Here is a 22,264-nt window from a genome sequence, read left to right as displayed (position 1 = left end):
ATGGTTATGAAAACATATAAGAACACATTATTATATATGGCTGCCGGTGTGGCGGCCGCCATGTCGGTGAGCTCGTGCAACGACTATCTTGACGCCTCGCCCGACAGCCGCATCACAGTCGATACGGAGGAAAAAGTGAAGGCTCTGCTCGTTACGGCCTATCCGTCTGCAAGTTATGTCAGGGTGACTGAACTGGCATCTGACAATGCCGACGACCTCAACGGCGATTTGAACGGTTATTACGACCGTTTTTCGGAGCAGTGCTTCCGCTGGCAGGAGGTTACCGAGAGCGACAACGAGAGCCCCGCAATGATATGGCAGGACTATTATGCCGCCATCGGTGCGGCCAATCAGGCGCTGAGTTCAATAGAGGGTCTGGGCGGAGACGTCACTCCTGAATTGAAGGCTTATCGCGGAGAGGCTTTGTTATGCAGGGCTTTTGCACACTTCATGCTCGCCAACATCTTCTGTCAGAACTACTCCAAGGCATACAGCGCCACAGATCCGGGCATACCGTACACTACCGAACCGGAGACAACACTCGATCCCAAGTACGACCGCAGTACCGTGGCTGAGACTTACAAACGGGTGGAGCAGGATCTGCAGGAGGGCATGAGTCTGATGAGTGATGCCGTATACAAGACGCCGCGCTATCATTTCAACACGAAAGCGGCATATACGTTTGCTTCGCGTTTCTATCTGTTCTATCAGAAACCGGACAGTGTCATCAAGTATTCGACGCTCGCATTGGGCAACAATCCTGACGGGGTGATGCGCGACTACGGTGCCATGAACGGCATGCCGACAGACAACATGCAGCCGAGGGCCATGCAGTATGCCTCGGCACAGGAGGCTGCCAACTTTCTGCTGATGCCGGTATACTCGACCGACCAGTATTACTTCAGCGGCTATTCCACCGGCGCACGGTTCAACAACAACAGTTATATAGGGCGTGCGGAGCAGTTTTTTGCCACTCCTTGGGCTCCCGATGAGCAAATGGCCATGGAAACTCAGGACATGTTCAGGTTCTATTGGTTCTACAGTGCGGCCTACAACAAGTTCATGTTGCCTAAGACGCCCGCTTATTTTGAGGAGGAAAATCCCAACACTCATACAGGATATTACCGCACGGTGGTGGTGGCGCTGAAGTCGGAGGAGGCTCTGCTCAACCGTGCCGAGGCCTACGCCATCAAAGGCGATAATGCCAAGTGTCTGGAGGACATCAACCGTTGGACACACAACTTTATAGCTGACAGCGTGGAGTACAACACGTATAAGTACGACGAATACTGGAACTACATCTACGCCAAGGCTTCTACCAACAATAATCTCACCCTCGAGTCGATACGTGCGTGGGCCGAGAAGTACGATTACTATCGCCCTGAGCGCCCCATGCCACGGAAGCATCTCAACCCCGAGTGGATAACACTGACCGAAGGCAGCGACCAGGAGAACCTCATACAGACGCTTCTGCTCATACGCCGCATCGAGTTTCTGCACGATGGTATGCGTTGGTTTGACATCAAGCGCTACGGCATAAAGATATACCGTCGCCTGATCAATACTTCGCTCAACGCGCTCGAACTTACCGACAGCATGGAGTATCGTGACCCGCGTCAGGCCGTCCAGCTGCCGTTTGAGGTGCGCGCCGCCGGGCTTGAGGCCAACCCGGGCATCGACAAGTCGCACACCGGGGATTTCTCGACATGGGGTGGCAACGGCGGTGCCGTAGAGTTCGGAAAATAACAGTAATCACCGTTTAAAGGAAACAGCAATGAAGACAAGACATATTATCATATCTATGCTCGCGGCAATGGCCGCCATGGCCTTTCAGGCTTGCAGCAGCGACGATGAGCCCGATGGCGGCATCAGTGTAATCAAGGACTCGCAGACTCCGGAGAATGCTCTCGACAGGTGGCTGATGAAGAATTATGTGGAGCCGTATAACGTGGAACTGCGCTATCGGTGGGAGGACAACGAGATAAGCATGGACTATATACTCGTGCCGGCGACGATGAAGAACTCCATACGCATGGCGAGGTTGCTTAAGTACATCTGCTTCGACTCGTTCGACGAAGTGACTGGAAGCACCAAGTTCATACACGACAACTTTCCGAAACAGATACAGCTTGTGGGAAATCCGGGATGGAACAGCAACGGCAGCGTCACGCTGGGAAGTTCGGAAGGCGGATACAAAATCAATCTGTGGTATGTAAACCATCTCGGTGACCAGCCTTATGATGAGAACTGGCAGTTGAAAGACAGTGTTATATACGACCGGGAGGAGCTCAACAATACGTATTTCCATACGATAATACATGAATTCGGACACACATTCCATCAGAAAGTGCCGTATACGTCGGAGTTTAATCAGGTGACGGGAACAAACTATCTGGGTGGTATGTGGACCTCGGAATTTGCCAGCGAGACTGATCCGCAAATATATGCGCTCGGATTTGTGACGGCTTATGCGTCGTACAGTGCCGATGAGGACTTTGCCGAGACGTTCTCCACTTACGTATGTGACACGCCGGAGGAGTTCCAAACCAAGCTCGACAAGGCCGGAACGGCAGGTAAAGCAAAGATACAGCAGAAGCTGCGCATCGTGAGAGAATATTTCAGAGACAACTGGTATCTTGATATCGACGCGCTGCGCGATGCCGTACAGAGGCGTGAAGCTGATCTGAAATCGCAGAACTTCGACGATATAAGTCTTTAAACATATATATAAAAGGTATAAATCATGAAAAGAATCATCAGATATATCACAGCGGCAGTGTGCATGGCGGTCATGATAACGTCGTGCGACATGAAGGAAGACGACATTTTCGCCGTTGACCCGGCCACACGTCAGGATAACTGGATGGCGGAATATCGCCGCGTGTTCAACAACAATGAGTACGGATGGGCGCTTTATACGGACAATCCTACGTACGGACGCCATCCGGCGGTCAGGACATATGCCGTGAGGTTTGACCCGCAGAACTGTACGTTCTACAAATCGTCGGCCACTACTTCGCTGCCCAACGCCAACATGTACGACAGCATTGTGAGCCAATACTCATTCAAGATGGACAATGGCATCGTGCTCTCGTTCGACACGTACAATCTGTTTTTTCATTGGTATGCCGACCAGTCGCAGTCGTTCTCGCAGGACTTGCAGGCCGATTTCGAGTTCTGTCTCGACCGTTTCTCTGCCAACGAAGACACTATCTTCGGTCGCGGCAAGACCAAGCAGTTGCCTTTCTTCATGGTCAAGATGCATACAACGCCTGAGGAATATCAGCGTCTGTCGGATGAGATTGCAGGATACGCTGCTTACAACTGTGTGATGATGTGTGCCGGTGACACACTCAAGGCACGCTTCCTCAGCGGTTACAACAATCTGCTCGTCTACTTCCCCGACGAGGAGGGAGGTGAGCCCGTGGAGCATATGTATTCGTATGGCAACCTTACAAACGGCATCTATCTGCTCGAAAACTTCAGGTACAAAGGCCGTACGGTGGTCGAGATGGAACTTGACAGGGAGACGGGTGAGTTTCACGACCGGCTCTCGGATGCGAAGATAGGGCCGCGTCCGTATGTAAACTATCTGTTGGAAGACGACGATGACGACCAGTGGTTCTTCGGATACAGCGGCCTTGGCAGTTATACTCAGGCCGAATGGGACAAGACGCGTACGGCGCTTGCCGCGAGCGGAAAGTACAGTCCGGACAATCTGGCGTACATATGTATCAGTCCTGACGGTCAGGGTGGGCTCGCTTTGGTGGTGAACAAGTGGTATGGTGCCGATGAAATTCACTTCCATATGGAGATGAAGAAGGTGAGCAACGACGAAATTGCACTTCGGTATACCGGTCATGAAATGTCGGGACGTGACTTCAGTTTCTATGATGCGGGCATGAGGCATATTGTGGATGCCATGGCCAAGCAGGACATATGGACAACATACAGGATAACATACAAGGAGGGAAACGCAATGAATCCTAAGGGATTTGTTCTCACAGACAAGAGTAATCCGGACAACAGCTATTACTTCGAGCCGAACTTCAGGTATTACCATTACAGTATTTGGGAATAAAACTCGTTGCTGCTTGAGGCTGCAGCAAATTCATCCTATGATACAGCCTTAGGCTGTGTCTTGCAGTTTCTTGTAATTATCTTTACTTTAACAATAGTTAAACGGCAACCGAACCGCCATTTCCGTGTTACGACGCGAAAATGGCGGTTTTTTTGAAAAAATAACGCTGAAAATGCAATTATCTTATAATTAAACGGTTATTCGGATTGCTTGAAAACTGGGTAACGAGATAGCAACCGTTCGTATTTCTGAGTTCTTCATCGTTATGCTACAATGTGATAACTCTTGATGCTGCAAAGGTACAAAAAGAAATGCAGACGAAAAGAGAATGATAATAATTTTCCTTCGTCTGTATGCTTTTTAGACGCCCCAATAGTACAATGTGAAATTTTTATCGATTCTGAAGCATGAAGAATCGATAAAAATCGCTATCTTTGCCAAATAATGTCAAGACAAAAATAATTAATATGCTGTTTACAGAGAAAATAAAAGAGTTACGCATCCAAAATCAAATGCCTCAAAGGCAGATTGCGGCAGCTCTTGAAATAGACACTGCAACATATTGTAAGATAGAAAAAGGAGAGCGCAAAGCAAAGAAAGAACAAGTTGCAATATTATCGGAAATGTTTCATGTAGAAATGACAGACCTCCTTACATTGTGGCTTGCCGATAAGGTAACTGATATGGTATCTGATGAACACGTCGTCGCATCGGAAGCTCTTTCAATGGCAGCTGAAAATTTAAGAAGAATAGGTTGATATGGCAAAAGTGAAATTATACCCAGAGTTGGAAGTTCCCGAAATGCTATTGGCAGATCGGCGTTCTGCGTATGGACTTAGGACATATGTCAGCCTATTTAGTAGTGCTGGTGTTGGTTGCTATGGTTTTAAAGAAGAGGGGTTCTATTGTATTGCAACGGTTGAGCTATTAGAGCGAAGATTGAAAATCCAAAAGTTCAATCAGAAATGCGTTTATAATAGCGGATATATTTGTGGCGATATGACTACGCAAGAAACAAAGGATAAAGTTTTTGCGGAGTTAGCTATGTGGGAAAGAGGTTTCAATCTAACAGATTTGGATGTTCTGATTGCAACACCTCCTTGTCAGGGTATGTCTGTAGCCAACCATAAGAAGAAAGACGAACTAAAACGCAATTCTTTGGTTGTTGAATCGATAAAAATGACTAAGCAGATAAAGCCTAAATTCTTCATTTTTGAGAATGTTAGAGCTTTCCTTACTTCTGTATGCACAGATGTTGATGGTCAAGACAAATCAATAAAGGATGCAATAGAAGATAATTTGTCTGGCACATATAATATCCTATATCAAGTTGTAAATTTCAAGGATTATGGTAATCCGTCAAGTCGAACAAGAACATTGGTCATTGGTGTTCGTAAAGACTTGAAAGAAGTTACTCCATATGATATATTCCCTGACAAACAACCAGAACGAACATTAAGACAAGTTATTGGTCATTTGCCATCATTGAAGAAGATGGGTGAGATTTCTGAAAATGATATATATCATAATTTCAGAAAGTATTCGCCTCGTATGGAGTCTTGGATTGCAGATATTAAGGAGGGGCAATCGGCATTTGACAATACGGATATTACAAAGATTCCTCATAGTGTAAAGAATGGTGTTATTGTGTATAACGCCCGTAAGAATGGCGATAAATATACTCGTCAGTATTGGGATAAGGTAGCCCCTTGCATTCACACTCGTAATGATATTATGGCAAGCCAGAATACTGTACATCCTGTAGATAACAGAGTGTTCAGCATTAGAGAGGTTATGCTTATGATGTCCGTTCCTTCATTTTTTAATTGGAGTGATATTCCTTTTGATGAGTTAAATAGAATGTCATTGAAAGAGAAAGAAGCGTTCTTGAAAAAAGAGGAAATGAACATTCGCCAAAACTTAGGTGAGGCGGTACCTACTATTATATTTAAGCAAATCGCTGCTAAGGTTCGCAAAATATTATGTAAGCCAACTTTAACAGAGCTGGATATAAAGAACTTGATTGATAGGAAAAAGTTGGCAACACATTCTTGTTTGGTGGATTATATTAGGAATAACGGCCACTATGGTTTTGCCGAGTTGTCCAAAATCGCAGAATTAGCAAATGCTCAAAGAGAGGACAATGCGGCATACTATACGAGACAAGACATCTGTTACACGATTGTAAAAAGTCTTCCAGATGCAAAGAACTATGCGGAACTAAATATTTTAGAGCCATCAATTGGTGTAGGTAATTTCTTGCCTGCTCTTATATTGAAGTACGCAAGTGTGCAGTCCGTTAATATAGATGTGGTAGATATTGATTCGAACAGCATTGAGATTTTAAAGGAATTGGTTGCTAAGATTGATGTGCCTGATAATATTCACATCAACTACATCAATGCCGATTTCTTGTTGCATAACTTTGACAAGAAATACGATATTGTTGTTGGAAATCCTCCATACAAGAAACTAACAAAGGAGAAACAATTGTTAGCTAAGTATAAGATAGGTGTTTCTAATAAGGACACTAATAACATCTTCTCATTCTTCATCGAAAAAGCAATGAAGATTGGCGATGTTGTGTCTTTGATTGTCCCCAAGAGCCTAATAAACGCACCTGAATTTGATGCAACACGCACATTGATGAAAGAGAAAAGAATCTCTCGCATTATTGATTTTGGAGAGAGAGGTTTTAAGGGGGTAAAGATTGAAACAATATGCTTTATTTTGGATACTCAGAAAAAGCCTCAAGAAACTATCGTTGAGTCTTATATTACAGATGAGGTTAGACGCCATCAACAAACATATTTGACTGATGATAAATTTCCATATTGGATAATTTACCGCAACGAAGTGTTTGATGAGGTAGCTGAAAAAATGGAGTTTAATGTATTCAAAGCATATCGAGATAGGGTTATTACAAAAGCTATAACAAAGGATAACGGTAGAATTAGAGTGCTTAAATCACGAAATATTGGCAATAATGAGATTGTCAATATTCCTGATTATGACTGTTATATAGACAATATTGAGGGATTAGATGTTGCTAAATATCTAAATCAGGCAAATTGCATTTTGCTCCCTAATCTAACCTATAATCCACGAGCGTGCTTTATGCCAGAAGGATGTATTGCTGATGGTTCGGTTGCAATCCTCACATTAGCCAATGATGATGATATTGTAACAAAAGAGGATTTAGCATTTTACGCAACAGATAGTTTTACCAAGTTCTACGCTATAGCTCGTAACTTGGGAACACGCTCACTTAACATAGATAATAACTCTGTTTTCTTTTTTGGAAAACTCAAGCAACAAAGGATATGAGAACAGTAATTAACGAATATCTTAGCCAATTTGATTTGGATATACGCAAATCACACGATGCAAGATTTGTAGACCAAAAGTGTACTCCCGATATTGTATGCTTTATGGCAGATTGCGTTATGAATATGGTCGCCACAAAACCTGTATTTGTAATAAACGATGTATGGGAAACACAATATTTTATTCAGAATACAAGAGTTATCTTCAATAAGCCTTGGGCTAATGACAAGAAAGCCTATAACGAATACAACAAGGTATTATCACAACCTCTTAAACTATTGGCATATGCTCATATCCTTAATGTCGAAATGGTTGATGGTGCATTAACATTCTCGGTCGCTAATGAGGATTTGTTGGATTATATCTCACGTAAAGATAGAAACGCATATAACTTCTTGTATTGCTACTTCATGAAAGTAATGTCGGATAGTGGTTTTATGAAGTACTTTGAAGAATACGCAAAAGATAGCGTTGCTAATCCTGTTGCTGCAAGAGACGAGATATATGAAAGATATTACCGCTTGATTAACGGTAACACTCCATCTCATTCACGATTGGATATTAGGCGTATGTTCCACAAAGTATTCAATGTGTATGCAGCAGAACATCATTTGCATGGAAGTAATGGAAAGATTACCTACTATTCGGATTTGATGTACAACAAGAAAAATTGGCGAGACATGGATAAGGATAAAACTGTAACTCGTCAAGAAGCGATGACCCCTAATAAGATTGAAAAGCAAGAGGCTATCAATACTTATTATGTTCAGAAAGCAATAGCATTGATTAGAAAGATTCATACGGTAAGTGAGGTAAATGATAGTTGGGGCAATGGTGAGGCAACACAGGTGCATCACATATTCCCAAAATCACAATTCCCTCAGATTGCACACTATGTTGAGAATTTAATATTGCTTACTGCAACACAACATAATACAAAAGCTCATCCTAATAATAAGACTCAACAAGTTAATAAGGATTATCAGTTAGTTTGCCTATTGGCTAAAGCTGATACTATTGAGAACTCTTTATTACGATTCGGTGAGAAGTATTATCGTAAAGAGTCATTTGTATATGTAATCAACACTGGATTAACAGTTGAGTTTAGTACAGGGTTATCGTTTGACGATATAAAGACAAAATTGGTACAAATTTATAATGCGGCTTAATATGTATAGACAAAGTTTTGGATCAACAGGACAAGTTCAGTTCGCAAATGAACATGAATATTATAGATTGCTAGGCTATTTAGCAAAGTCAGATGGAAGCACCGAGTTAGCATGGGAACATAATGAGGAACAAGGTGCATGGGGAAGTGAGGGACGAATAAAGTTTAGAAGCCCTAAGCCAAATAATATTGGCACACTGAAACTAACTGCAGGAGTTGGGAATGTTTTATATCGTGTTAATTGTAATAGTTTTGTGGAAAATTTGTACACAGACCACCACTATGTACAAGGCATTAGACAAAATATACCACAGATATTAACAACTATACCCTTTCAATTCATAAATGATTTTAACGATGGCTTGAATTTGTAATGTGACTATACAATGGCAAAAAAAGAAACCAAAGAAAAATCATACAACATAAAAGTTCCAGTATATACAACAACTATGCTGGATCAAACTGTTGGGTTATTTGAAAATGTGTCATATAATGATATGATACAAATGATAAAAGGAAAACTTTTAAAGTTTTCTACACCTATAAGTTCGTCAAATAGGAATAAAACGAAACAAACGGTTATAAATGGTATAACGTGTCATGATATTGCAATAGAAGATGTTCCTGCTTTGCTGCTTCAAATATCGGCATTTAATACCAATATGTATGATGGTTATTTTGAAGCCAATGAAAAGATACAAATAACAAAAGACAATAAAATTGGTAGTGACACAAACTATGTTCTTTTATATCCACGAATAAAAGGATTAAGTGCTGAAACATATACATGCTACTTCCTTTTATTGGTATACGAGGATCCTACAAAAGACAATGGTGAAGTCTGTAGATTGGCAAAGATTGTCGTTAATAAGATACTTGAGATACCTATTCAAAACATTAAACTGCCAATGATATTTGACGAGTTGAAAGACATTTCAACTATACCTGAATTGCAAATCAAATATCGTAGTATTTCCGAGGCAGAAAATGATGTAGATGTTAAATATAGGGAATACTTGTGTACACAAAAACTTGAAAAGAAGAAAGATAGAATATTCAAAAACATGCCTCGTGAAACAATGGTAGAATTACTTGCTGACAAAACTGACGACGAAGACTATCAACAAAAAGATACTCGAATCGTTATAGGCAAGAAAGAATATAGAATTAAGCGCGAATTGGTTAATGAGGCAAGCGAAGAACTAAAGGAAACGGCTGAAAAAATCTTTAATGCTACTTCTGCTATCACTCAAACTGAACTTGACACAAAAGTTCATAATCCAGATTTCATAGTGGAAAAACTTAGTGCTGTATTGACTAATTATTTAAGTAATGAATGAGTATATTATTTGTAGAGAATTGATACAAGACTGCTTTTCAGATTTATGGACGTTGTATTTAACGCTCATCGGTATTTTGCTGTCAATTCTTACATTATTGTATTCGTTCATAATTGGGAAAAAAGATGAACTAAAACTTATAGCTGAACAAATTAAATTAGATGGTGCAACTCCTTTAGTTAATCAAAGAAAGAATTTTGCCATATCGTATATCAGACGCTTGTCAGGGATAAACCAAAAATGTTTTTTACTACTATTAATATCTATCATAATGGATGTATTGTGCTGGGTAGGTATGCGTTTGTCATTCATTTTTGATAATACAATCTTATTATGGCTATTAGTTATTACAATCATCTTTACAATACTTATTGGAGGATACACAGTTTATTTGGGATACAAACTGATTAAACAATATATATCTGACACGAAAATATAGTAGTCTTGGAGTAAAACGAGTAATGGCGACCACTTACAGATTGGTCGCCATTATTGTTAGAGTTTCATGCCACTACTTCTTCTCGGCAGTATAGGCTGACGGAATGACTGTCGGAGTTTGTCGTATTGCTCGTTAAACCATTGGCTGATGGGTATTCGATTTGCAGTTAAGGTCAGGCGCTTATTGTTATCTCGTAGAATCTGTAACGGGGTATTTTCCGTTGCAAACCATCGGTTATGCTCCGAGGAGAATAGTCGCCCTGTAAAGTTCAGCACCTTGCCTTTTATCAGCTCAGCAAATTCCATAGCCGAAAGTCCGATTTGCTTGGCAAGGCGTTCCAATCTTAGGAGGTGGGCAAACTCGGGATACCAACGATGAGCAGTGTTGATTATCGAATTGAGGATGTTGGTCTCCTCCTTATGCTCTGCCTCTTTTGCTTCGAGAGCCTTACGATGCTCGTTCTCCTTATTCATCATAGCCCTGCTATGCTCCATCTGCATTTGCTTGATATTGGTTTGCAGTTGCTCGATGGTTTCATCTCGAATGGCTATCTCATCTCTCAAATCCTCATTCTTGCGTTTCAATGATTTCATTTTACCGCTGCCGAAAAGAGAACTCACTCCGCTTGCAAGGGCTGTGGCTGCATCGGTGGCTACGCTTTTTAGTTTGTCGGTGCGTATCTCCGATTTCACCTGTTTGAGTTCTTGCTCGGCAAGATCTATCTGGTGTTCCTTATGCAGCCTCTCAGCCTCTATGCGTTCAAGCTCTATACGCTGCTTCTCGATGATGAAGTCGTTACGCTCCAAATGCTCCTTGCCCGTCTCGGCTTTGGATTGCCCTCGCTCCATTGATAGAATTTCAGATAACAATGTCTGCATCTGTTTCATATCGTCATCGTTGAGTTTATAACTCTTGCCCGTCTCGTGGTTCATCCAGTCGAATACGATATGGGCGTGGTAGTTCGGCTTAAACCACTTGCCACCGATTTGAAAACTCTCCTTATCGTCTGCATCGGGTTTGCCATTCAGCCAATGCCCCTCGTCTTTGTGTAGGAATATCTGAAGCGGTGTGATACCCCAATGCTCCCAGCACTCCTCGCCAAATCTGCGAACTTCTTCCAATGTGGTGTCGGACTTTATGAGTAACACGCCCTCACGAATTGGAGAACATCCTGCCACCTTGATAATATTGCCACTCTTGGTTTTGCGTTCTCGCTCTTTTTCTTGCATTGCTCGCCCCGTCTTCGCCTTAACCATCTGCTTGATGTTGTCGTAATGCGTCTGCAAATCGTAGTCAGCAATGCGAGGGTTTATCCAATGCTCGTTGTCGGCAACGAGTTCGGGAATGAGGTAGATTTTCGACTCCCCGATGTTACGCATGTATTCGGGAGTTCTTAGGTTGTGAGCCTCGCTCGATGATATGTTGCAAGGCTTGATATGTATGCTGCTTTTTATTGCCATAGTTCTTTAATTTTATTGGTTACAATTAGACTGTTTATTTGCTCGTTTCCGCTTACGGGGTTGCTTGGGCGACCCGCTGGCTGCACTCGGCATAGCACAAGCGAGCTTGTCCTCCGCCCTCATTTGCACAGGGGTTCTTAGGGGCAACGCCCATAAGCGGAGTGCAGAGAGGTCACTCTGCCCCACAACTACACATCGGCGAAGCGTGTAGTTATAGTGGGCTATAACCTTAAGCCTCGTTTCTTCTTCGGCTGCGGTTGTGGCATCCGTCTTACGGATTGGACTTGCGATTTCTTTACCGCTTGTTTCGCTTGTGTTCTGTGGCGTAAGTAGTCGTTCAAATCCTTATGCTCGGCATAGTGTTTCGACATATCCCTAAGCCTATCTCCGAACATCTTTTTCAGACTCTCCAATGCCTTTTGCCCTGCTTGGTCGTTGTCGAGAAAACAGCCTATTCTGCTGTACGGTCTTAGCAGTCGTTCCGCTTTTGAGAGGTTGGTGACGGAGTTGAGTATCATATAATCCTGTGCCTTGATGCGTGGCTCTTCGGGGTGGTCGTTTACCCGAATGGTAAGATATGATAGGTAATCCATAAACCCCTCGAAGAGGTAACACGCTGCTCGTGGCTCGCCCTGCTGTCGGATATGGGTAATATCCTTTGGAGCAAGACAACCCTTGAAGTAGCGGTTGCGGAGCTCATAGCCTCCTGCCATATTCGGAAAGCCGATGGCGAAGTATGTCTTACCCTCATACTCATATCTCAACTCCTTACATTCTCTTTTGGCGAGTTCGAGATTTATGCCTCGCTCTTGAAAGTAGGCGATTAGTGCAGGCGAGGATAACTCGCCAACCTGTATGCCCTCAAAACTATGATTAGAGGTTTGTTGCTCGCCAAAAGAAAAGGTGGCAGGGCGTATGTATGGAGTCCGCTCCGCTATGCGTGCCAACAGATAGGCTACATTGTCGCTATGGTACAGCTCGGCTGCCAATGCGATGATGTTGCCACCCTTGCCGATACCGAAGTCATACCATTGGTTGAGTTCGGTATTTACCTTAAACGAAGCATCGGTTTCGTTTCTCAGTGGTGATTTATACCATAGGCTTTTGCCCTGTTGCTTTATAGGCGTATAGCCTAAACTTTGCAGATAGTCTGCCAACTTGGTTTGCTTTGCATCGTTGATTGTCATATTACTACGATTTTGAGGTTAATGAAATTTTGTTGATTTGATGAATCGTTGATGTAATATGCTTATATTCAGTCTTGTAACCTCTCAACATCTTATCAACAAACTGCTCACCAAAAGAGAAATCTACAAACGGAGGTTGTCGTTCTCTCAACTTCTCTTTTGGCTTGTTGAGAATGTATATTGCTTGTTATCAATGTGTTTATACTCATATTCAACAATTCAACAGAAAAATGATAGTGTTACAAGGATTCGAGTTGTTCCCTTGTGATGGTGTAGAAGCGTCCAACCCTCCTTATCGGCTCATAGTGGCAACTTTGGTTGTAGTTGCCTTGATAGGTGGTATAGGTAAGTCCGTTGGGTGCAGGTGTCAGTTTCCAACACTCCTGCACCACTTACGCACTTGGTGTTTCTCAACCTTTACCTGCGAGTGCATCAACAGCACTATAAGGTCGTTAAGGCAGAATGAAACGCTATCCACATTCATAGTAGCCATAATGTCGAGCAACAGCTCCGACATCTCTATCTCCAAACGGTTTCGATTGCTGCGGATAATCCTCTGCAATGCTTCGATATGTAGCAATAAGGGGTCGAACCACATTCGGCTCTCCCTCTCGGTGGATAGTTGGCGATGACTGAGAAAATGAAGAAATGCGGGTATCTCCGCTTTCAGGCGTTGCAGGAAATTGGTATCATCGGATTGCAAGCGGTTTATCTTGCGTACCCAATAGCGTGTTTCTCCTGCATCGATGATTACTGGCAGATACTCGTTGTTGGAGCATAGCACGAATTTGGCGAAGAAAGCTATCTCGTCACGGTCTTTGCCTTTAGCTTCCACCTTGTAGGATAATGTGGTGCTAAGGTTCTTCAACCTTTCGCTGTCCTCCCTACGGTTGAGCAGCACCTCATCGACCACGATAAGCAGCTTGCCAGCCCAATCGGAATTGAATTGACTGCGGAAATCCTCGTTGGTGTTGAATGTGACATTGTTCTGAAAGAGGGCTTTCAGAAAATTGAGGAATGTACTCTTGCCTGTGTTGCGCTCCTCCGATACCAACAATAGGATTGGCAACTTCTGAACGGGTTGCAGGTAGAGCAGTTGCAGATAGTCCATGCCCAACTCATATTGCTCACCGAAGATGTGTTCTACCAACGAGCGAATAGAGGGGAAATCTCCCTCCTGCGGTCGGTGGTCTATCGGCTCGTAGAGGTTAAGGAACTTGCCGATTACAGGGCGATAGCCGATGTGTTCGGGTACGGTGCAGAAACCGTCATACTTGGGAACGCTGCCGATGTAGTCCTTGCCATAGTCTTGACGGAGCGTTTCATTGTTCCACGGGATACGCTTCTTCACATATCCGCCACTCAGTCTCGGCTGCTCCACAATCTTGTAGAGCGTGGTGCCGACACGGATAAACTCTTCTTTTGCCATACCACCATCTGATGGCGGTTGATAGCTTGATGTAACTTTGTTTGCTTCCATATTTCACTCTTTTGGGTTTGAAAAATGTCAGCTACAAAAATATAAGTGATTGACGGATAAGTTACTACGCAAATTATAGCAGAATGGTGAATAAGATACATTGAGGGTGGAGATGTGAGGGATGTATAAACACCACAAGCCCGAAAACAGGCGAAGAACCTATCTTCGGGCTTGCGTTTGCCGCTTAGTCAGCCGATATGCAGACTTACCGATCTGTCGGCTTGTCGGTATGCCATCACGACATATCCGATGCTGCATTTGCAAGCGAAAAGAGATAACATATTTTCTCTTTTCGTCCGCATATCCTCTTTAAAAACTCACCCCGTATCTTCTCCGCAGCGTAAGAGTTGATGCGGAAAGCAAGGGCTGCAATCATATCCATATTGTAGAGGGTTGCCCAATAGGTATATGGTATCACTTCGCAATGTTGCGTGTGTTCCGCTATCACTCCGCTTTTGTGTATGGCTCGGATAGCAGTCTTTAATGTGGGTGCTGCCACATCAAACATAACCACAAGTTCCGCAAACGACATCCTTACATTGTCATTGGGTATGTTCACATAGCCCGATTCGCTGATTGTTATAATTGCCCGTTCCATACCTATACATATTAAATGGCAAATCTTTCGCTAGCCCTGCTTTCAAACATAGATATATCGTGTTCGAGTTTGGTGTTAGTTACTTTGGCGTAAATCTGAGTTGTTGTAATGTTCGTATGTCCGAGAATCTTGCTCACGCTCTCTATTGGCATACCATAGTTCAAGGCTAAGACTGCAAATGTGTGACGACTTAGATGGAATGAAGTTCGCTTCTCTATACCGCATATCTTGGCAACCTCCTTGATGCGTCTGTTTATCACATCGTGGCTACCAATATTGAAAAGATTGTTGCCTGTTCGGTATGCCTCGTATCGTTTGATAATCTGCATAGGAATATCCATCAACTTGATTTGAAACGGTACGCCTGTCTTTTGTCGCTTCGACACTATCCACGGTGAACCGCCCAACATCGTAATATTTTCAGTTGTCAGGTTCTTGATGTCGATGAATGATATACCCGTCCAACAGCCAAACACGAATAAATCCCTTGCCAACTCCAAATCGGGGTTATTCAATTCAACTGTCGTAAAGGCTTGTAGTTCCTCTTCCGTTAAGAACCCTCGTTCTTTGTGGTCAGGGTCAACCTTATATTGGGCAAATGGGTTTCTTGCTATTTTACCGTTATAGTGAGCAGTGGTTACAATGTGTTTTAATGGTATGGAGTATATCCACACCGAAGATTGAGCAAGTCCGACCTCATTTCTTAAATACAAGCAATAATCACGAATGAAATCCTCAGTAAGTTCGTTCATTGCAATGTCATTACGCTTGTAATGCTCCTTGATAAACTCGGCAAGATATTTTCTTACAGTGAGATATTTTTGATATGTACGCAGAGAACGATCCTTGCCAACTCGTTTGGCAAAGGCTTCGTTCTCCTTGTCGAATGCTCGGAGTAGGGTTTCATATTCCGTGCCGATACCCTGATAGGCATTGCGTACCATTTCGGCAGTTACAAATGCCTCACGGTCTGAAATACGCTGATAATGTTTGATGATTTGAGCCTTGATGTTATCCAAAGCCAAATTGATGTCTCTCGATTCTTTGCTCTTGCCTTTTGCTCGGTTGCCTTTCACATCCCACAGCTCCTTTGCAATGGTACGCTTACAGCTGAATTGGGCTACTGAGCCGTTGATTGTCACTCGTTCCATAATGGGAACAATACCGTTTTTCTCTTTACTTCCGTTCACGTAGAACAGCACCTTAAATGTACTTCGCATAATCTAATCTTTTTTTTTGGTTACAAAATTAGTTATCAGCGAGTTATACATTGATATGCAAACTGACGCAGAACGATGAAACGTGACGACACAAAGAAAAACTTTACTCGGTTATCGGGTAATGATTAGGCAACCGTTCTATTTCATTACCTTGCGTTTCTTTGCTAAATTGCTATCGTCACTATTTCTGATGTTTTCTGTTTAATGCGTTATGGCTCAGTTCAAAACGCAGAAATTCACCTTTTTTGCATCGAATACCGTGATTTTTTGTTAAAATAGGATGCGCTGATAATCAAATACTTATACATTCAAGGCCGCAATAATGCTGTGTCAAGAAAGCAGAGAGAGGCCCTCCCGATGTTGCCGTAAGGGCCTCCAGGGTTTTCTATTTCGGGAAAAATAAAATGCGGAATTTTCAGAAAAGAATGGACATAGTAAGCTGTCCTACAAGGAATCCAAACGTATATTGCTGCCGCGCGAACTGGTGGAATGGCCTGTAGGTTATGGAATGCAGAATAAGTGAAAGAAAACTGTTTATCGGATATGATTTATGGGTTCGGGTTATCTTCCTTTTAAAAAAATTCTGCTTATTTCTTCTTCAAAAACTCCGCTTCGCGTTCGAACGCCATCCTTTCGCCGGTGGCGGGATGGGTGAATTCGAGCCGGCGGGCGTGCAGATAGAGCCGGTCGGCTTGGCGGCCGTAGAGCGGGTCGCCGAGGATGGGCGTGGCAAGGCCGTCGGGATGTGCGCAGTGTATGCGCAGTTGATGGGTGCGGCCCGTGAGCGGACAAAGGCTTACGATGGTGTGGCCGTGGGCATCGGTGCCGGTAATGCTGTAACGAGTGAGGGCTATGCGGCCGTGGATGGCGTCTACCACCTGTCGCGGACGGTCGAGAGGGTCGGGACGCAGGGGTAGGGAGATGAGGCCGCTGACTTGCTCTGGCGGTTGTTGCTGCCGGCTTGACCGGTGTATGGGCGCACGATTAACGGCTTGTATCGGGTCCGGCGGTATCGTTCCGTCGAGTAACGCCACGTATTGCTTGGTGATGGTGTGGGCGGCAAACTGTTCTTGCAGAGCGTGATAGGCGGCGGTGGTCTTGGCCACTACGAGCAGTCCTGAGGTGTCCATGTCGAGGCGGTGTACAATCATGGGGCCTTCGGCATCGGGATAGCGGTGGCGCATTATCGACAGTACTGAGCGGCGGGCGCTCTTGCCCGGCACGGAGAGCATGCCCGAAGGCTTGCATACCACGACGAGATGGGCGTCTTCGTATATCGTTTCGAGTTCTGCATCGGCAGTGTGGTCGACAGTCTGTGGGTCGGGGTCGACGTCGAGGCCGGTAAGCATGTGGCCTAATATGGGTTTGCATTTGCCGCTGCAGGCCGGGTAGTAGTGCAGATGGCGACGCAGCTCGGTGCGGGGCGAGGCTCCCCACCAGAATTCGGCCATGCACAGCGGCCGCAAGCCGTGGGCATAGGCATATTGCAGCAGCTTGGGCGCGCAGCAGTCGCCCGCTCCCGATGGCGGTATGTGGCCCGTGGCTTGGTCGAATATGTCGATGAGCGTGCGGCTTCGTCCGTTGGCATCAAGCACACTGTATTGATTGAAGAGCCAGCGCTGAAGTTCGTCGGACATTTCGTGGCGCAGGCGCTTCATGGCGGAAATCTGTTCATCTATCTGTCTTACCACGTCCTCAGCCTGTTCAATCTCATAAGCGCACCGTTGTTTGATGCGGCGCTGTTCGGCCTTCATAAACTGGCTTTCGCGCGTCAGCCGTTCGGCTTCGGCTACGGTTTCGTCTCCGGCCGTGCCGCGTATGGCGTCGCGCCGCTGCTTCGCCTCGGCCATGAGATGTTTGTGGGCGTCTATCGTTTCGGCACTCTGTCGCTTCACATCCTCCAACCGGGCTATGGCCCGGCGGCGCTCGTCGGAGCTTTCCATCTCGCTCACCTGACGGTTTATGCGGCTTATCTCGGCCTCGCGGGTCTTGAAATGGCCGTCGGGCTGCTGCGAATCGTATACCGGCGGCACAAACCACGGCAGATCGCAGCGACCGCAGAGCAGTCCGGAGTAGGCGGCAAGAAAGCCCGTGCGGCCCTCATGTTCGACCACGAGCACACCGAACATCTTGCCTCGGTCGGCCTCTTCACGCAGTGCACCGTTGGCGGCGATATGCCGTTGCACCTCTTCGGCAGCGGCCGTGCACAGGGCGTGCGGCTCGTAGCAGAAAGGGTAGGTGAAGCGCGGTGGTGGTGCTATGGCGCTGTGGAGTGGGTGTATGATTGTGTCCATGTGTGCAAAGTTACGTATTTCCTGTGTATCAAGTTGCGTTTTCCATATATTTTATTACCTTTGCAGAAGATAGGCTGCACCTCAGCAATTCAAGCAAGCTTGATTGCATTCGATTTGCACTATCTTTGCGGGATATAAATAATGATGATCATGAAAAGAATACTTGCTTTTTGGGCAGCGGCAATGATTGTGCTGTCGGTATCGGCACAGGGAGTTTATACCCGCCAGTGCGGTGACAAGGCTTTACAGAAGAAGGCTGTTAAATGGATGAAGAAGGGAAAGTGGCGTAACGGATTCAAGGCTGCCGGTCCTCACAGGACGGTGAACGCTGTTGATTTCTACGAGCAATACAACAAGAATACGGCACAGTGGGAATCCATGTTCCGCTGGCTCGCAGAGACCGACCTTCTGACAATAAAGAAGGGCAAACACTCCATTGAAGGCACAGATTTGGTGGTGAGCGTGGAGGACAGCGAAAACGGACCGTTGGAGAAACGCCGCAGCGAGAGCCACTATCATCACATCGACTTTCAGTATGTTGTGAAGGGAACGGAGCGTTTCGGCATCATCGACCATGAGACAAGCAAGCCGAACACGAAATATCGTCCCGATGTGATACACTACGCATATGATGTGGATAAGGCCCGGTTTTATGACTCCGTTCCGGATGAGTTTTTCATATTCTTCCCGTCGGATTGGCATATCGCGAAGGTGAAAACGGAAAAGGATGACCAGAACATACGTGTGATAGTGGTGAAACTTGATTATGTGGAATAGATGATGCAATCTCCGATACAGGTGCTGCAGAACCAACGCAGACTTCTTGAAATAGAATATAAGGCCGACAAGGCGGAGTACGACCGCCATGTAGAGTCCATTGGCATGCGGCGCAGGGTGAAGCGCGGTGATGCCTGGTTTCCGGTGCGCGTGGGCCGCAGCTATTACAACTCTCTCAATCAGATGGTGGTGGAGCTGTATCGCGAGGAGGATATTGAGATTGAGCATAACTTTGAGTTCGGACGGCCGGTCAACTTCTTTTTCATGAATGATGATGCGGGGACGAAAGGAGAGACATTTGGCGTAATCCGCTCTACGGCAACCGTGTCGTATGTGGACGGCAACCGAATGGTGGTGGCCGTGCCCGACGGTTTCAGTGTGTCCGACCTTCAGAGCTACAGCAAGATGGGCGTGCAACTGGCTTTCGACGAGACGAGTTACCGCACGATGTTCGATGCCCTTGACCGGGCCATCAGAGCCAAAGGGCGGATGGGTTATCTGCGCGACTTGTTCGGTTCGCGGCAGAAAGCCGAGACATTCACTTTCCAGCCAATGCACTTCCAGTATCTCAACGCCACACAAGAGAAGGCTGTTAACGAGGTGCTCCGGGCCAAGGATGTGGCCATAGTGCATGGGCCTCCCGGTACGGGAAAGACGACAACGCTTGTTGAGGCCATATACGAGACATTGCGGCGCGAGAGCCAGGTGTTGGTATGTGCGCAGAGCAACATGGCCGTTGACTGGATAAGCGAGAAACTCGTAGACAGAGGAGTCAACGTGCTGCGTATAGGAAATCCCACAAAGGTGAATGACAAGATGCTCTCGTTCACCTACGAACGGCGTTTCGAGGCACATCCCGACTATCCTCATTTGTGGGCTTTGCGAAAGGCTATACGCGACCTGCGGGCCCGTCGCCGCGGAGACGACCGCTATCATCAGAAGATGGAACATTTGAAAGGCCGTGTCACAGAACTTGAGATACGTATCAACGGCGAACTGTTTGGTGAGGCGCGCGTTATAGCTTCGACGCTGGTGGGCAGTGCCAACCGTCTGCTCGACGGCATGAAGTTCAGCACGCTGTTCATTGATGAGGCCGCGCAGGCGCTTGAGGCTGCCTGCTGGATTCCGATGAGGCGGGTGTCGCGGGTTATACTGGCCGGCGACCACTGTCAGCTTCCGCCCACGGTGAAGAGCATGGAGGCTGTGCGCGGCGGACTGGGCAGGACACTCATGGAGCGTATCGTGGAGCAGAAGCCCGAGGTTGTGACACTGCTGAAGATGCAGTATCGCATGCACGAGGACATCATGCGCTTTTCGAGCGACTGGTTTTATGGCGGGATGGTAGAGTCGGCACCTGATGTCAAGTTTCGCGGCATTCTCGACTACGATATCCCGATGGAGTGGGTTGATCTGTCTTCTTCAGTTCAGAGTGAAGAGTTGGGAGTGCAGAGGTCTGATTACCGTCAAGACGAGGTGCCTGACCACAGCAACAAAGCTAATCATACCTCTTCACTATTAACTCTGAACTCTTCACTGCCTTTTAGGGAAGAGTTTGTTGGTGAGACGTTCGGACGGATAAACAAGGCGGAGGCCGAACTGACCCTGCAATGTCTTGAGGCTTATTTTACGAGGATAGGACGGCAGCGCATCCTCGACGAGCGTATTGACGTGGGTATAATCTCGCCATATCGGGCACAGGTGCAGTATTTGCGGCGGATGCTCGCCAAGCGCGAGTTTTTCAAGCCTTTTCGTCGTCGCATCTCTGTGAATACGGTAGACGGATTCCAGGGACAGGAGCGTGATGTGATACTGATTTCTTTGGTGCGGGCCAATGACAGTGGCGATATAGGATTTCTGCGCGACTTGCGACGGATGAACGTGGCCATTACCCGTGCACGGATGAAACTGATAATACTTGGTGATGTGTCTACCATGACTCGTCATCCGTTCTATCGCAAACTGTATGGATATGTGTGCGGACTGAAAAACGGAGTGTAGATTTGATAAAATTGGAACAGCGTACTTTCACAAGTGCGCTGTTCCGGAATGTTTCCATTTAAAAAGAAAAATAAAACGTTGCTGTGGTTGTCTATACAGCATTGTTTAATGTATTCTGTCAGAAATTGTAGCCGAGACTTATCATCCAGTTCCTGTCTTTTATAGAATCAAAGTCGTCACTGTCGTTAATGTTTGACAGACCGAACTGGTAGTTGAAGCCAAGATAGTAGTGGTCGGAAAATGTCAATCCGGCTCCTACCTGCAGTCCGCAGTTGAAACGCTTGAATCCGCAGGTCTCATCAGCATCTCCGAAATAATCATATTCTTTTGATTCCTTTTCACCATAAAGGCTTGTCTCTTCTTTCATTTTTCCACCTATGCCATATCCGAAATACGGACCGAAATTAATCTGGAGCTGTATGGCATCACTGACGTTGTAGCGATATGATGCCAGTACCGGTATTTCGAGGTACATGGGTTTAGCCGTTTCAGTGGTTTTGTTGTAGTAGTCATCATAATAATCAGAATAATTATCTGTTTCTTCAAATTTATATCCCTTGTTCTGGAAGAAGAGACCGGTCTGGACGTAGAGGCTCTGCATGATAGGGATGTCTGCGGTAACGCCGATGTGGAATGATGTGCGGTTGCCGAACGAATACGACGAGCCGTCGCTGTCGCTTCCGGAAATGTTTGCCATGTTCACTCCGGCACGTATGCCGAATGTTACTCCTCCGTCAACTTTCTCTGTAGAGAAGAATGACGATGAACTGCTGCTTGCACGTTGTGCCGATGCAGTGAGGGCGCAGAATACGCATGCAATGATCAATAGTTTTTTTCTCATGTTTTTTAATGTTTTGAATTAATGGATAATGTGAATATTTTGTTTTTTATAATT

16 protein-coding genes and 1 pseudogene are annotated in these 22,264 nt (G+C 45.3%); 10 read left to right on the top strand and 7 right to left on the bottom strand.

Features of this window, described 5'->3' with window-relative positions; genetic code table 11:
- The first annotated feature begins 6 nt into the window (after positions 1 to 6).
- The 8 genes from HPS55_RS05350 to HPS55_RS05315 all read left to right on the top strand — a co-directional run bounded on the left by HPS55_RS05350 (position 7) and on the right by HPS55_RS05315 (position 9,916).
- The gene (locus HPS55_RS05350; protein ID WP_172177144.1) at positions 7 to 1,746 is read left to right on the top strand and encodes a RagB/SusD family nutrient uptake outer membrane protein; all 1,740 of its coding nucleotides are present in this window, start codon (positions 7 to 9) and stop codon (positions 1,744 to 1,746) included.
- 28 nt (positions 1,747 to 1,774) lie between these two features.
- The gene (locus HPS55_RS05345; protein ID WP_172177142.1) at positions 1,775 to 2,719 is read left to right on the top strand and encodes a zinc-binding metallopeptidase; all 945 of its coding nucleotides are present in this window, start codon (positions 1,775 to 1,777) and stop codon (positions 2,717 to 2,719) included.
- Positions 2,720 to 2,743: 24 nt separating this feature from the next.
- Positions 2,744 to 4,081, top strand: coding sequence for a DUF4302 domain-containing protein (locus tag HPS55_RS05340; protein WP_172177140.1), 1,338 nt, complete (start codon positions 2,744 to 2,746; stop codon positions 4,079 to 4,081).
- Positions 4,082 to 4,548: 467 nt separating this feature from the next.
- Entirely contained in the window at positions 4,549 to 4,839 is a 291-nt protein-coding gene (locus tag HPS55_RS05335; RefSeq protein WP_172177138.1) for a helix-turn-helix domain-containing protein, read from the top strand.
- Position 4,840: 1 nt separating this feature from the next.
- A complete protein-coding gene (locus tag HPS55_RS05330) occupies positions 4,841 to 7,408 on the top strand; it encodes a DNA cytosine methyltransferase (RefSeq protein WP_216653128.1) in 2,568 nt (855 codons plus the stop codon).
- The gene (locus HPS55_RS05325; RefSeq protein WP_172177136.1) at positions 7,405 to 8,577 is read left to right on the top strand and encodes a hypothetical protein; all 1,173 of its coding nucleotides are present in this window, start codon (positions 7,405 to 7,407) and stop codon (positions 8,575 to 8,577) included. Before HPS55_RS05330 ends, HPS55_RS05325 begins: the two co-directional genes overlap by 4 nt.
- A 1-nt stretch (position 8,578) precedes the next feature.
- Entirely contained in the window at positions 8,579 to 8,950 is a 372-nt protein-coding gene (locus HPS55_RS05320; RefSeq protein ID WP_172177134.1) for a hypothetical protein, read from the top strand.
- 12 nt (positions 8,951 to 8,962) lie between these two features.
- Complete coding sequence (locus HPS55_RS05315) at positions 8,963 to 9,916, top strand: hypothetical protein (RefSeq protein ID WP_172177132.1); 954 nt, start codon at positions 8,963 to 8,965, stop codon at positions 9,914 to 9,916.
- Positions 9,917 to 10,411: 495 nt separating this feature from the next.
- Here HPS55_RS05315 and HPS55_RS05310 read toward each other — a convergent pair whose 3' ends face one another.
- The 6 genes and pseudogenes from HPS55_RS05310 to HPS55_RS05285 all read right to left on the bottom strand — a co-directional run bounded on the left by HPS55_RS05310 (position 10,412) and on the right by HPS55_RS05285 (position 18,594).
- Entirely contained in the window at positions 10,412 to 11,815 is a 1,404-nt protein-coding gene (locus HPS55_RS05310; RefSeq protein ID WP_172177130.1) for a mobilization protein, read from the bottom strand.
- Between the two features lie 221 nt (positions 11,816 to 12,036).
- Complete coding sequence (locus HPS55_RS05305) at positions 12,037 to 13,002, bottom strand: toprim domain-containing protein (protein WP_172177128.1); 966 nt, start codon at positions 13,000 to 13,002, stop codon at positions 12,037 to 12,039.
- A gap of 239 nt (positions 13,003 to 13,241) precedes the next feature.
- Positions 13,242 to 14,431, bottom strand: a pseudogene (locus HPS55_RS05300) (DUF5906 domain-containing protein).
- 286 nt (positions 14,432 to 14,717) lie between these two features.
- Complete coding sequence (locus tag HPS55_RS05295; RefSeq protein WP_172177126.1) at positions 14,718 to 15,080, bottom strand: hypothetical protein; 363 nt, start codon at positions 15,078 to 15,080, stop codon at positions 14,718 to 14,720.
- A gap of 11 nt (positions 15,081 to 15,091) precedes the next feature.
- The gene (locus HPS55_RS05290) at positions 15,092 to 16,300 is read right to left on the bottom strand and encodes a site-specific integrase (protein ID WP_172177124.1); all 1,209 of its coding nucleotides are present in this window, start codon (positions 16,298 to 16,300) and stop codon (positions 15,092 to 15,094) included.
- A 587-nt stretch (positions 16,301 to 16,887) separates the two neighbouring features.
- The gene (locus tag HPS55_RS05285; RefSeq protein ID WP_172177122.1) at positions 16,888 to 18,594 is read right to left on the bottom strand and encodes an RluA family pseudouridine synthase; all 1,707 of its coding nucleotides are present in this window, start codon (positions 18,592 to 18,594) and stop codon (positions 16,888 to 16,890) included.
- A 150-nt stretch (positions 18,595 to 18,744) separates the two neighbouring features.
- Here HPS55_RS05285 and HPS55_RS05280 point away from each other — a divergent pair, with 150 nt between their 5' ends.
- Both HPS55_RS05280 and HPS55_RS05275 read left to right on the top strand, forming a co-directional pair.
- Positions 18,745 to 19,371 (top strand): YhcH/YjgK/YiaL family protein, encoded by a 627-nt coding sequence (locus HPS55_RS05280; RefSeq protein WP_172177120.1) that lies wholly within the window; start codon positions 18,745 to 18,747, stop codon positions 19,369 to 19,371.
- 3 nt (positions 19,372 to 19,374) lie between these two features.
- Positions 19,375 to 21,369 carry an AAA domain-containing protein gene (locus tag HPS55_RS05275; RefSeq protein WP_410543857.1) on the top strand — a complete coding sequence of 665 codons (1,995 nt, stop codon included), beginning with the start codon at positions 19,375 to 19,377 and terminating at the stop codon, positions 21,367 to 21,369.
- A 118-nt stretch (positions 21,370 to 21,487) separates the two neighbouring features.
- Here HPS55_RS05275 and HPS55_RS05270 read toward each other — a convergent pair whose 3' ends face one another.
- Positions 21,488 to 22,210, bottom strand: a complete 723-nt coding sequence (locus HPS55_RS05270) for a porin family protein (RefSeq protein ID WP_172177116.1) — start codon at positions 22,208 to 22,210, stop codon at positions 21,488 to 21,490.
- Positions 22,211 to 22,264: the final 54 nt, after the last annotated feature.

Origin of the sequence: Xylanibacter rodentium, assembly GCF_013166575.1 — a bacterium.
GTDB classification, from domain to species: Bacteria; Bacteroidota; Bacteroidia; order Bacteroidales; family Bacteroidaceae; genus Prevotella; species Prevotella rodentium.
Note: the sequence above shows the minus strand (reverse complement) of the source record. Positions and strands in the feature narration are given on the sequence as shown.